The 12,281-nt window shown below is 71.0% G+C and carries 12 protein-coding genes; 7 read left to right on the top strand and 5 right to left on the bottom strand.

The window, feature by feature from the left end; genetic code table 11:
- Window positions 1-5: 5 nt before the first annotated feature.
- From WYM_RS19760 to WYM_RS19755, 3 genes are read left to right on the top strand one after another with little or no spacing between them, the layout of a single operon-like run.
- Complete coding sequence (locus WYM_RS19760; protein ID WP_019180496.1) at window positions 6-1,343, top strand: sensor histidine kinase; 1,338 nt, start codon at window positions 6-8, stop codon at window positions 1,341-1,343.
- Window positions 1,340-2,029, top strand: a complete 690-nt coding sequence (locus WYM_RS08960; protein WP_019180495.1) for a response regulator transcription factor — start codon at window positions 1,340-1,342, stop codon at window positions 2,027-2,029. The genes WYM_RS19760 and WYM_RS08960 overlap by 4 nt, the downstream gene beginning before the upstream one ends.
- A gap of 31 nt (window positions 2,030-2,060) precedes the next feature.
- Window positions 2,061-2,939 (top strand): alpha/beta fold hydrolase, encoded by an 879-nt coding sequence (locus tag WYM_RS19755; protein WP_237739366.1) that lies wholly within the window; start codon window positions 2,061-2,063, stop codon window positions 2,937-2,939.
- On the opposite strand, the gene WYM_RS08950 is transcribed toward WYM_RS19755, so the two are convergent.
- From WYM_RS08950 to WYM_RS08940, 3 genes are all read right to left on the bottom strand, one after another.
- Complete coding sequence (locus tag WYM_RS08950) at window positions 2,923-3,102, bottom strand: CsbD family protein (RefSeq protein WP_026059685.1); 180 nt, start codon at window positions 3,100-3,102, stop codon at window positions 2,923-2,925. The two genes, WYM_RS19755 and WYM_RS08950, sit on opposite strands and share 17 nt — an antisense overlap.
- Window positions 3,103-3,162: 60 nt before the next feature.
- Window positions 3,163-3,876 (bottom strand): DUF4199 domain-containing protein, encoded by a 714-nt coding sequence (locus tag WYM_RS19750; protein WP_019180493.1) that lies wholly within the window; start codon window positions 3,874-3,876, stop codon window positions 3,163-3,165.
- A 106-nt stretch (window positions 3,877-3,982) separates the two neighbouring features.
- Window positions 3,983-4,423, bottom strand: coding sequence for a hypothetical protein (locus tag WYM_RS08940; protein WP_019180492.1), 441 nt, complete (start codon window positions 4,421-4,423; stop codon window positions 3,983-3,985).
- Between the two features lie 212 nt (window positions 4,424-4,635).
- Here WYM_RS08940 and WYM_RS08935 point away from each other — a divergent pair, with 212 nt between their 5' ends.
- The 3 genes from WYM_RS08935 to WYM_RS08925 all read left to right on the top strand — a co-directional run bounded on the left by WYM_RS08935 (window position 4,636) and on the right by WYM_RS08925 (window position 7,166).
- The gene (locus tag WYM_RS08935; protein WP_019180491.1) at window positions 4,636-6,021 is read left to right on the top strand and encodes a pyridoxal phosphate-dependent decarboxylase family protein; all 1,386 of its coding nucleotides are present in this window, start codon (window positions 4,636-4,638) and stop codon (window positions 6,019-6,021) included.
- A gap of 99 nt (window positions 6,022-6,120) precedes the next feature.
- Window positions 6,121-6,825, top strand: a complete 705-nt coding sequence (locus WYM_RS08930; RefSeq protein WP_019180490.1) for a hypothetical protein — start codon at window positions 6,121-6,123, stop codon at window positions 6,823-6,825.
- Entirely contained in the window at window positions 6,822-7,166 is a 345-nt protein-coding gene (locus WYM_RS08925; RefSeq protein ID WP_019180489.1) for a hypothetical protein, read from the top strand. The genes WYM_RS08930 and WYM_RS08925 overlap by 4 nt, the downstream gene beginning before the upstream one ends.
- A 128-nt stretch (window positions 7,167-7,294) precedes the next feature.
- Here WYM_RS08925 and purB read toward each other — a convergent pair whose 3' ends face one another.
- Window positions 7,295-8,677 (bottom strand): adenylosuccinate lyase, encoded by a 1,383-nt coding sequence (gene purB / locus WYM_RS08920; protein WP_019180488.1) that lies wholly within the window; start codon window positions 8,675-8,677, stop codon window positions 7,295-7,297.
- 35 nt (window positions 8,678-8,712) lie between these two features.
- The gene (locus WYM_RS08915; protein ID WP_019180487.1) at window positions 8,713-9,219 is read right to left on the bottom strand and encodes a low molecular weight protein-tyrosine-phosphatase; all 507 of its coding nucleotides are present in this window, start codon (window positions 9,217-9,219) and stop codon (window positions 8,713-8,715) included.
- Window positions 9,220-9,421: 202 nt separating this feature from the next.
- Between WYM_RS08915 and WYM_RS08910 the strand changes: the two genes are divergently transcribed.
- Window positions 9,422-12,082 (top strand): ExeM/NucH family extracellular endonuclease, encoded by a 2,661-nt coding sequence (locus WYM_RS08910; protein ID WP_019180486.1) that lies wholly within the window; start codon window positions 9,422-9,424, stop codon window positions 12,080-12,082.
- Window positions 12,083-12,281: the final 199 nt, after the last annotated feature.

Below are 12,281 nucleotides of genomic sequence, written 5' to 3'. Positions count from 1 at the left end.
GTCGTATGACCGGCGCGTCCCCGATCCCCGGCCCCTCTCGCGAGGGTGCCGGGGATCGGCGCGTGCACCGGGGGGCGGATGCCGCGACCTCCGCGACGCGGGCGGCCGCGGCATCCGATCCCGCCGTCATCGACCTGCCGCGCGCGCCCGGAGTGCTGCGCCGCTTCTGGAGCGCCCACCCGCGCCTCGTCGACGTGCTCGTGGCGGTGCTGGCAGCCCTGCCCGCCTTCGTCTCCGTTCTCGCCATGGCGCCGGGGGCCGATGCCACGCCGCTCCAGATCGCAGGTCTCGCGGGCTCAGCCGTCATCGCGTCGGTCGCCCTGCTGTGGCGCCGGCGCTGGCCGCTCCTGCCGCTGCTCATCGCGACGGCCGTGAGCATGCTCCCCTCGCCCCTCAACGGCGGAGCACTGCTGCCGCTCCTCGCCGCACTGTATGCGCTCGGCGCCTACGCGGTGGGACGAACCATCTGGATCGGCTTCGCGGTGACCGCGCTCGCCACTCTGGTCGCAGGTTTCGTCAGCAGCGACCCGAGCAGTGAACTGACGTGGGTCGGCATCCTGACCGCCGGCGTGTTCGCGGTGCTCGCGAGCCTCGTCGCGGTGCTGATCGGCATCTCGGTCGGCGGCCGGCGCCGCTACGTCGCGGCCCTCATTGCGCGAGCCGAGGACCTCGCCCGCGAACGCGACCAGGAGGCACAGCTGGTGAGTGCGGCCGAGCGCGCGCGCATCGCGCGCGAGATGCACGACGTCGTCTCGCACGGCATCACGGTGATGGTCACGCTGGCCGAGGGCGCGGCAGCGCAGGCGTCACGAGACCCGGAGCGCAGCGCCGACACCATGCGACACGTGGCCGACACCGGTCGCGGCGCGCTCACCGAGATGCGCCGGCTGCTGGGCGTGCTCGCCGAGCCGGGAGACGTCTCTCCGCGCGCCCCGCAGCCGAGCGCCGACGATCTGACCGCCCTCGTCGAGCGCTTCCGCGAGACAGGCCTGCCGGTGCGGCTCTCGACATCGGGCCCGCCGCTGTCGGACCCCGGTCTCGCCCTGACGGTGCACCGGATCGTGCAGGAGTCGCTCACGAACGTGCTGCGCCACGCCCCCGCCGCCGAGCGCGTCGAGGTGTCGGTCGCACGCGAGGGCGGCGACGTGACCGTCACCGTGGACGACGACGCCGTGGTGCATGCGACCCCGCTCACGACCGGTGCCGGACGCGGGCTGATCGGCATGCGCGAGCGCGCGCTCGTGTACGGCGGCAGCGTCGATGCCGGGCCGCGACCCGGCGGTGGGTGGCGCGTCCGCGTGGTCCTGCACGGAACCGGTGCCCACGGAGAGGATGGAAGATGAGCCCGATCAGGATCGGCATCGTCGACGACCAGGAACTGGTGCGCCTCGGGTTCCGGATGGTGCTGGACGCGGAGGACGAACTCGAGGTGGTGGCCGAGGCCGCCGACGGCGATGGCGCCATCGCGCTCGCGCGGCGGGGAGACATCGACGTGCTGCTGATGGACGTGCGGATGCCGGGAACCGACGGCATCACCGCGACCGAGGTCATCACAGCTCAGTCGCCGGCGGCGCAGGAGGCCGCCGGTCGGGGTGCGGCGCCCAAGATCATCGTGCTCACGACCTTCGATCTCGACGAGTACGCGTTCGCGGCGCTGCGCGCCGGAGCCAGCGGGTTCCTGTTGAAGGATGCCCGCCCCGCCGAGCTCGTCGGCGCGATCCGCGCGGTGCACCGCGGCGACGCCGCGCTCGCGCCGAGTGTGACCCGGCGGATGATCGAGCAGTTCGCGGGCGGCACCCCCGCAGACGCCACGGCGCCCGACATCTCGGTGCTGGATGTCCTCACGCCGCGCGAGCGGGAGTTCCTCGTCGCCGTGGCCGAGGGCCTGAGCAACGACGAGCTCGCCGCCCGCTTCGTGCTGTCGGAGTCGACGGTGAAGACCCACGTCGGCCGGCTGCTGCAGAAGCTCGACGCGCGCGACCGCGTGCAGCTGGTGATCCTCGCCTACCGGCTGGGCATCGTCGGCTGACCCCGGTCGACAAGGGAGCAGAATGACAGGCATGGATGCCGCTGCCCCGCTCGCCCGCACCGAGATGCCCGCTCCGAGCTTCGTCATGTCGGACGAGGGGTACCAGATCGCGACCTACGCCTGGGGAGACCCTGCCGCCGAGCCGGTGCTGTGCGTGCACGGATTCGCCTCGAGCTGCCGTGACAACTGGGTCGACACCGGCTGGGTGCGCGACCTCACCAGAGCGGGGTATCGCGTGGTCGGCGTGGATCAGCGCGGCCACGGCGCCAGCGACAAGCCGCACGACCCGCGCGCGTACTCGATGGCCGCCTTCGTGTCCGACCTGCTCATCGTGCTCGACACCTACCTGATCGACGCCGTGCGGTACGTCGGCTACTCGCTCGGTGCCCGCGTGGGCTGGCAGTTCGCCGTCGATGCTCCCGAGCACGTGAGCCGCGCCGCACTCGGCGGCATCCCCGACGGACGGCCGCTCGCCCGCCTCCAGATCGAGCAGGCGCGGGCGTATGCCGACGAGGGTATACCGGTGGAGGACCCGGTGACACGCAACTACGTGACCCTCGCCGAGCGCGTCGCCGGCAACGACCTGCGCGCCCTCGTCGCCCTGGCGGAGGGCATGCGGCTCGGCGACGCCGATCCCGACCCTGACCGACCCCCCGCGCCAGCCCATCCTCTTCGCGACGGGCTCGGAAGACGCGATTCTCGAGCGATCACGCGCGCTCGCCGCCGCAGCGCCGGGCGGCACATTCGAGGAGATCCCCGGCCGCCATCACTTCAACACCCCGGGATCGCGGGTGTTCCGGCAGAGTGCGGTCGCGTTCTTCGCCGGCGGCGGGTGACCCCGGACGCACTCGTGCCCCCGGTCCGGGAGGACCGAGGGCACGAGGTGGTGAAGATCAGCGGTCGTCGGTGAAGGCGTCCTTCACGTTCTGACCGGCCTTCTTCAGGTCGGCCTTCGCCTGGTCGGCGTGGCCTTCGGCCTCGAGGCGGTCGTTGCCGGTGGCGTCGCCGACGCCCTCCTTGACCTTGCCCTTGAGGTCCTCAGCGTTGTGCTTGATGTCATCTCCCATACCCATGGGCTCTCCCTTCCTTCGGTGGCGACCCGGCGAATCCGGGCCCTGGTTCGTGGGGCGCGGTCAGGCGCCGAGTCCGACGCGGTCCACGCGGCGGTGGTATCGCATGCCGACGATGCCGCCGAGCAGCGCTCCGGCCAGCGTCACGATCGCTGCGCCGACGGCGGTGAGGATGCCGGTGGTCGTGGCCGTCTCAGGCGTCACGGGGATGCGGGGGAAGCCCTCGAGCGCCGCCAGCACGTCCCACTGACTGCCTGCGATCGCCGTGATGATCGCGATCACGATCGCGATGACGACGGCCCACAGCCAGACGGCCAGGCCCTGCTTGAGCCCGCTGAAGCGTGCCATGCGGCCGGCGACGTAGCCGCCGGCGAAGTAAGCGATGAACAGCACCAGCCCGATGGCGATGGCGCCGATGATGGTCGCGCCTCCGAGGTTCTGCTCCGCGGCCTGGGCAGCGTCGTCGATCGCCTCGGGCGAGGCGAGGCCGATCGCCGAGCCGATCGCGGCCACGAGGGCGGTCAGCAGGACGGTGGCGCCCATCGCCGTGAGCCACCCGAAGAAGGCGGAGCCGAACTTGAAGCCGCCGAAGCGCTCGTGCTCGCGGCTGAGCACCTCGTCGCGCAGCGAGCGGCGCTCATCGATCGAGTCGGCGCGGTCGACGGGGACCGTGCGGTCGGCCGGGACGGAGCGCTCGACCGGCACGGTGCGGTCGTCATCGCCCGCGTACGCGCCGTCGGTGCGCCGCGGGTCGTTGGATCCGTAGTCCGTAGCCATGTCCAAAAACTATGCGACCGGGTGGCATCCGCTCATCCCGTTGCACACAGCCCGTCAGCGGCGTAACCTGTGCCGCCGACGGGCCGGTGCGAGAGCATCGAACAAGTCAGGAGACCGCCCGCTTCACCAGCTCGGAGATCCTCTTCTCGACCCCGGGAGTCCACGCCGTGACGGCGAACCCGATCGGCCACATGTCGCCGTCGTCGAGGGCTGCCGGCTCGTCGAAGTTGATCGTCGCGTAGCGGGTCTTGAACTTCGACGCGGGCTGGAGGAACACGACCACCTTGCCCGCCTCGTTGGCGTATGCCGGGAAGCCGTAGAACGTCTTCGGCACCAGGTCGGGTGCGACCTCGCCCACCAGCTTGTGCAGGCCCTCGGCCAGCTTCTTGTCGGTCCCCTCGAGCTTGCCGATCGCCTCCAAGACCTGCTTGGTGCCCGCCTCGCGGCTCTTGCCCGCCTTCGCCTGGGCGCGCAGCTCCTTCGCGCGCTCCTTGACCGCGTCGCGCTCCTCCTGCGACAGTCCGTCCGCCGTCGTCTTGCCGGCCATGTCTTCCTCCTTCAGACTCGTGGGCCTCCGCGGCCCGTGGCCCTCACGCTACGCGCGGGGCCCTGACGAGTGCTTCTCCATTCCTGCCCGATCCCGCATGCGACAAGCGGATGCCTCGGCCCGGCCCGTCTTGAGTGCGCGGGCGCGCGCACCTACCGTGAGGTGTCACGCCCACGCGTGACCACGCGAACACCCGAGCCGCCGGAGCAGCCATGACCGCGACATCCCGCCCCGCCCAGATGCACGCCATCTCGGACGCCACCACCGCCACGGTCGACGACGTGCTCGACTATGCGCGGCGCCGGGCGCTGTACGAAGACGTGCCGCTCGACAAGCCGATGACACCGCAGGACCTCGCGCGGCTGGCTTCGGGCTCGATCACGACCGGGGGCATCGGCGCCCGCCGCGCCATCGCGCTCTTCGAGAACGTGCTCGCGCCGGCCTGCCTGTCGACCGATCACCCCGGGTACCTGTCGTTCATCCCCTCGGCTCCGAGCAAGGCCTCCCTCGCATTCGATCTCGTGGTGTCGGCATCCGCCGTCTACGGCGGGTCGTGGATGGAGGGCGCCGGCGCGGTCTTCGCCGAGAACGAGGTGCTGCACTGGCTCGCGCGCGAATTCGGCATGCCCGAGGGCTCAGGTGGAGTGTTCGTGCAGGGCGGCACCATCGGCAACCTCTCGGCGCTGGTCACCGCGCGAGACGCAGCCCGCCGCCGCAACCGCGAGGCGCAGCATCCGGACCCTGCCCGGTGGGTCATCGTCTGCAGCGCCGAGGCGCACTCGTCGATCGCGTCGGCGGCGGCCGTCATGGACGTCGACGTGGCCACCGCCGAGGCCGACGCCGACGGCCGGCTGCGCGGCGAGGCCGTCGCGCGGGTGCTCGACGCCCACGGCGATGCGGTGTTCGCGGTCGTGGCGACCGGCGGCACGACCAACTTCGGCATCGTCGACGACATCGCCGGCGTCGGGGCCGTCGCGAAGGAGCGGGGCGTCTGGTTCCACGTGGACGGCGCCTACGGGCTGGCCGCGATGCTGGTCGAGAGCATGCGCCCGGCGTTCGCGGGCGTCGAGCTCGCCGACTCGGTGATCGTCGACCCCCACAAGTGGCTGTTCGCGCCCTTCGACGCGTGCGCGCTCATCTACCGCGAGCCTTCGCTGGCGCTCGCGGCGCACACGCAGAAGGCCGAGTACCTCGATACGCTCACCGGCAAGCCGGACTGGAACCCGTCCGACCTCGCCGTGCAGCTCACCCGTCGCGCCCGGGGTCTGCCGCTGTGGTTCTCGCTCGCCACGCATGGCACCGAGCAGTACCGAGCCGCGGTCGCGCACGGCATCGATCTCGCTCGCCGCATCGCGGACGAGATCCAGGCTCGCGACGGTCTGTCACTCGTGCGCGACCCGCAGCTGTCGGTGGTGGTGTTCCGGCGCGAGGGCTGGACCCTCGCCGACTACGAGGCGTGGTCCGACCGTCTGCTCGAGGAGCAGCACGCCTTCGTGGTGCCGAGTTCGCACGCGGGCGAGCCGGTGCTGCGCTTCGCCGTCATCTCGCCGCTGACCACCTTCGAGCTGCTCACCGGGATCCTCGACACCCTGGCCTGATCCGGGTGCACAGCCGGCCCGGAGGTCGGGGCGTGCGTGCCACGTAAGATGGAGGCATCCGTTCCCCCGTCCGGGAACCCGCCTCTCCGCAGGAAAACCGTGACCTCAGCCTCTGCTCGCGCGTTCGACGTGCGCCACGTGCAGCTCGCGCGCGCCGCTTTCGCGGCGATCGCGGCGGTCATGATCACCTTCTCGCCCGACCACTCCGCGGCCGTCGGAGCCGCCGTGTTCAGCGGGTTCGCGATCGCGACCGGTCTGGTGCTGCTGCTGGCGGTGTGGCTCGTGTACCTGGCAGGACGCCGCTGGCCCGCCGCCGTCCTGGGCGGCGTGACGCTCGTCGCCGGCATGGCCGCCGGCCTCAGCCCTTTGCGCACGACGGTCGGCTTCTTCGCCCTCGTCATCGCCTGGGCGCTGATCAGCGGCGTCATCGAGGGCGTCGCCGGCTGGCGCGGACTGCGGCGTCGCACCGAGCGTCGCGAGATCGCTCCGGGCGTCGCCGACACGCGACCCCTCCCTCCGGCAGCGCCGCGCTCCGAGAGTCGCGACGCCGTCGTCGTCGCCGCGATCACCGTGCTGCTGGGGGTTGCCATGCTGTTCGTGCAGCCGGGCTACGCCCTGGACTACACGATCGAAGAGGCACGCGAGACGTTCACGCTCACCGGCGTGACGATCGGCGTCGGCATCTTCGGCGGCTACGCGGCCATCGTCGCCGTCTACCTCGGCATCGCCGGCTTCTCCCCGCGCCCCGACGTGCTCGTCACGGCCGAGGCGCCCGCATCTGCCGATCAGAAGGACTCCGCGTGAGCGACGACCGCCCCACCCGCCGCGACCTGATGAAGCCGGTCCAGCTGCTCGGCCTGGCTTTCGCGGCCGCCGCCTTCGCCGGCATCGTGACACTCGTGTCGATGGGCTTCTTCCAGCAGCGCACTGCCGAAGAGGCTCAGTCCGCCGTCGTCCTCGCGCTCATCGTCGCGGGCGTCAGCTTCATCGCGGTCCTCCTGATCGTCTCGCTGCTGCTCCTCGCCGTCGACCCCGCGCAGGTGACGAAGCCGGTCGACAAGCCCGTGCTGCTCCCGGACGAGACCGAGAAGCGCGAGGATGGCGACGACCCGGATGCCGCGGCATCCGCCCCGCCCCAGGCCTGAGCTCTTCTCACCCCGGTCGCGTCACCCGCGACTCGCCAGAACACGCCGCCGGCGCGGCGCGCGTTCGGCGTGTCGTGGCGAGTGGGCGGGCGGGCGGGCGAGTCGGCGGGGCGACGCGGCGCCAGAGCTCAGCGCAGCTGATCGACCAGCTGCGAGGCCAGGCCCGCGTACGTCGCGGGAGTGAGGGCCAGCAGACGCTCCTTGGCCGCGTCGCCGATGTCCAGGCCGCGCACGAACTCCGCGAGCTCGGTCGCGCCCACGCGCCGGCCGCGGGTGAGGTCCTTCAGCAGCGCGTACGGATCGGTGATCTGCGACCGGCCGGCGGCGATCTCGGCGCGCACGACCGTCTGGATCGCTTCGGCGAGCACCTCCCAGTTGCCGTCGAGGTCGTCCAGCAGCACGTCTTCCGCCAGTGAGATCTCCTTCAGGCCGCGCTGCAGATTGTCGAGCGCGAGCAGCGAGTGCCCGAAGGCGACGCCGATGTTGCGCTGCGTCGTCGAGTCGGTGAGGTCCCGCTGCAGGCGCGAGGTGACGAGAGTCTGCGACAGGGTGGCGAGCAGGCCTCCGGCGATCTCGAGGTTCGCCTCGGCGTTCTCGAAGCGGATCGGGTTGATCTTGTGCGGCATCGTGGACGAGCCGGTCGCACCCGCCACCGGGATCTGCGTGAAGTAGCCGATGGAGATGTAGGTCCACACGTCGGTGGCGAGATTGTGCAGGATGCCGCCGGCGTGCCGCACGCGATCGTAGAGCTCGACCTGCCAGTCGTGCGACTCGATCTGGGTGGTGAGCACGTTGAAGTCGAGTCCGAGGCCCTCGATGAACGAGCGGGACAGCTCCGGCCAGTCGACGTCGGGGTCGGCGGAGAGGTGCGCCGACCACGTGCCGGTCGCCCCGGAGAACTTCGCCAGGTACTCGCCGCTCTCGATCTGGTCGGCGACGCGCGCGAGGCGCCATGCGAACACCGCGAGCTCTTTGCCCATCGTCGACGGCGTCGCCGGCTGGCCGTGCGTGCGGCTGAGCATCGCGGCATCGCGGTGCGCGACCGACAGTTCGGCGAGCGCGGCGGTGACGGCACGGAGCTTGGGCAGCCACACGCGCTCCACGGCACGCTGCACGGTGAGCGCGTACGAGGCGGAGTTGATGTCCTCACTGGTGCACGCGAAGTGGGTCAGCTCGGCGATGCCGTCGAGCCCGAGCGCCGAGAGCCGGTCGCGCACGAGGTATTCGACGGCCTTGACGTCGTGACGGGTCACCGCCTCCTTCTCGGCCAGCCAGTCGATCTCGGCCTGCCCGAACTCGAGGTACAGGGCCCGCAGGCGCGCCTTGTCGTCGTCGTTCAGCGGTGAGGTGCCGAAGAGCGAACGATCGGTGAGGGCGATGAGCCACTCGACCTCGACCTCGACGCGGGCGCGGTTCAGTCCCGCTTCGGACAGGTAGTCGGCGAGCTCGCCGACCGCGGCGCGATAGCGGCCGTCGAGCGGGCTGAGGGGCTGCGGAGGCAGAGAGGTCACGGTGCTCCCATCGGGATGCAGGCGCCAGCCCGATGTCAGGGCACCGGGCGGATGGCGGGTTCGAGCTGCCGGAAGAGCGCCCGGCTCGCACCCTCGATCATACCGAGCACCTCGTCGAACATTCCGGGGCCGGCATAGTACGGGTCGGGGACGTCGAGGACGCGCGCGGCGGGGTCGAACGACATCAGCAGGGCGATCTTGTCGGCGTCGGCCTCGCTGCGGGCCCAGCCGTTCAGGATGCGCTCATGGCTGCGGTCGAGCGCCAGGATGAGATCGCTGTGCGCGAAGTCGGCGTGGGTGAACTGGCGTGCGCGATGCCGGGTGCCGTCGTAGCCGGCCCGCGTGAGGGCCTCGAGCGTGCGCTGGTCGGCACGTTCGCCGACGTGCCAGTCGCCGGTGCCGGCGCTGCTCGATGCGACGCGGGAGCCGAGTCCCGCGGCATCCGCGAATCCCCGGAACACCACATCCGCCATGGGCGACCGGCAGATGTTGCCGGTGCAGACGAACACGACGCGGAAGGGCTCCACGGGGCTCGCGGTCATGGGGTCCATTCTGGCCGGGTCGCACCGTGCGCCCAAGTGCCGGTGCGGCCGGAGGCAACCGAACGTTAAGGAACTCTCCCCCTGGCGGTCTTCCGAGAAGGATGCCGCTCGCCTACGTTGTGAGGATCGAGGAAGGCGACGCGCCTTCCTCTTCTGTCGTCACACGTGTCTGTCTTGTCGGATGACTGTCACTGGAGGATCTGTGCCCCTGCCCCGTTCACCCCGCCGTCTGGCGGCCGCTCTCAGCGCCACGGCGCTCGCCGCCGCGGCGGTCATGGTCGCCGCACCGCCCGCCGCCGCGGCATCCGGAGATCTGCTCATCAGCGAGTACGTCGAAGGCTCGTCCAACAACAAGGTCGTCGAGATCTACAACCCGAGCACCGCGGCGGTCGACCTCGCCGCGTCGGGCTACTCGATCGCGCAGTACTCCAACGGCAACACCTCCACGAGCTTCACCGCGGCCCTCACGGGCACGATCGCCCCCGACGATGTCTTCGTCTTCGCGCACGGCGCGGCCGACCCGGCGATCCTGGCGCAGGCGGATCAGGTGTCGGCGACGAACGCCGGACTGTTCAACGGCGACGACGCCGTCGCGCTGGTCAAGAGCGGAACCATCGTCGACGTGCTCGGGCAGATCGGCGTCGACCCGGGCACCGAGTGGGGCACCGGCGCCACCTCAACGGCCGACAACACGCTGCGTCGCGCCGCCGGCACGTGCGTCGGAGACGCGACCGGCACCGACGCGTTCGACCCGGCGGCGGGCTGGGCGGGCTTCGCGCAGAACACCTTCGACGGCCTGGGCACGCACGACGCGGACTGCGCACTGCCGCCGTCGACCGATCCCGGCACCGACCCGGTGGAGGCCGGTTGCGACCTCGAGCCGGTGGCCATCGGCGCCGTGCAGGGCGCGGGCGCCGCGACACCCGTCGCGGGTGAGGATGTGCTCATCGAGGGCGTCGTTGTCGGCGACTTCCAGACCGGCGGCTTCGACGGCTACTACGTGCAGGACGCGGGAGACGGCGACGCCGCGACCTCGGACGGCATCTTCGTCTACGCGCCCGACGGCGCGGAGGTCGCCGTGGGCGACGTGGTCTCGGTCGCTGGACAGGCCGCAGAGAACTTCGGCATGACGCAGATCGTCGCCGCCGACGTCGAGCTGTGCGGCACCGCAGAGGTGCCCGCCGCGACGGCACTGAGCCTTCCGCTGTCGGAGGCTGAGCGCGAGGCGGCCGAGGGCATGTACGTCACGCTTCCCCAGCAGCTCACCGTGGCCGAGACCTTCGAGTTCGGCCGCTTCGGCACCTTCAGCCTGTCGCTCGGTCGCCAGGCCCAGCCGACCGGCCTGTACGACGCCGGCTCGCCGGAGGCGGTGGCGCTCGCCGCGAAGAACATCGCCGAGAGCATCACGGTCGACGACGGTCGCGGATCGCAGAACCCCGACCCGGCCATCCACCCGAACGGCGAGGTCTTCACGCTCGAGAACGCGTTCCGCAGCGGTGACCTGGTCACGAACGTGACGGGCGTGCTCGACTACCGGTTCGACGTGTGGGCCGTACAGCCCACCGAAGGTGCCGACTTCGCGGTCGGCAACCCGCGGACGACGGCGCCCGAGGTCGACGGCGAGCTGAAGGTCGCGAGCTTCAACGTGCTCAACTACTTCACGACCCTCACTGGCCCCGACGCGCGCGGCGCGAACGACGAAGTGGAGTTCGAGCGTCAGGAGGCGAAGATCGTCACCGCGCTCGCTGAGATCGACGCCGACGTCTTCGGGCTCATCGAGATCGAGAACAACGGCACCGCCGTCGCGGCGCTCACGACAGCGCTCAACGAGCGGCTCGGGTCCGAGGTGTACGACCACATCGAGACGGGTGTGATCGGCACGGACGTCATCACCACGGCGCTGATCTACAAGCCGGAGTCGGTCACGCCGGCCGGGGCGTTCCAGCTCATGGACCAGTCGAAGGATGCGCGCTGGCTCGACGACTTCAACCGTCCCGGCCTCACCCAGTCCTTCACCGACGCGGCGGGCGCGACCGTCACGGTCGTCGTCAACCACCTCAAGTCCAAGGGCTCGGACTGCAACGCGGTGAACGACCCGACCGACCCGAACGGGCAGGGCAACTGCAACGGCGTCCGCACGCAGGCCGCCGCCGCGCTCGCGGACTGGCTCGCGACCGACCCGACCGCGCAAGGCGCCGGGCGCGAGCTGATCCTCGGCGACCTCAACTCGTACGCGCAGGAGGACCCGATCCAGGCCCTCGCGGCGGCGGGCTACACCGATCTGCTCGCGCAGTTCGAGGGACAGGATGCCTACTCCTACGTCTTCGACGGGCAGCTGGGATACCTCGACTACGCCTTGGCCGGCACGGATGTGCTCGACGAGGTGGCAGACGCCGCAGTGTGGAACGTGAACGCCGACGAGCCGAGCCTGATCGACTACGACATGTCGTTCAAGCAGCCCGCGCAGGACGCGCTGTACGCGGAGGACGCGTACCGCTCGAGCGACCACGACCCGGTGATCGTCGGGCTCGACCTGACGCCGCCCGACACGACGGCCCCCACCGTCGAGGCGGTCGCGCTGCCGTCGTTCATTCTGGTGCCGAACAACAAGATGCGCACCGTGCGTGTGTTCGTCGAGGCCGAGGACGACCGCGGTGAGGTGACCGTCGAGCTCACCGATGTCACCGTCACCGGCTCCACCAAGGCCGCGTGGGAGCAGACGGGCGACCGCACGTTCGAGGTCAAGGCCGTGAACGGCGCCGTGTACACCTTCACGTGGACCGCGACGGATGCCGCGGGCAACACCGCGACCGACACGGCCACCGTCGTCGTGGGGGTCAAGGGCCTGCTCGGCCTCTTCTAGTCCCCGCCGCACACGAGGCGCCGCTCCTGACCGGGGCGGCGCCTCGCTGTGTACCGGGATCGGGGCCGGGTCGCGGCATCCGTCACCCGCCCGAATCAGCGTCCTCCGTTTCCCGTCACGCGCGGAGGAGATGTGCGGAAGGGGAGGGCTGTTTTGGGGGTTCGGTCCTCCGCTCTCGCACATCTCCTCCGCTTGTGTG

Source organism: Microbacterium yannicii PS01 (genome assembly GCF_000304335.1).
Taxonomy (GTDB): domain Bacteria; phylum Actinomycetota; class Actinomycetes; order Actinomycetales; family Microbacteriaceae; genus Microbacterium; species Microbacterium yannicii_A.
This window is presented reverse-complemented; position numbering and strand designations above follow the sequence as displayed.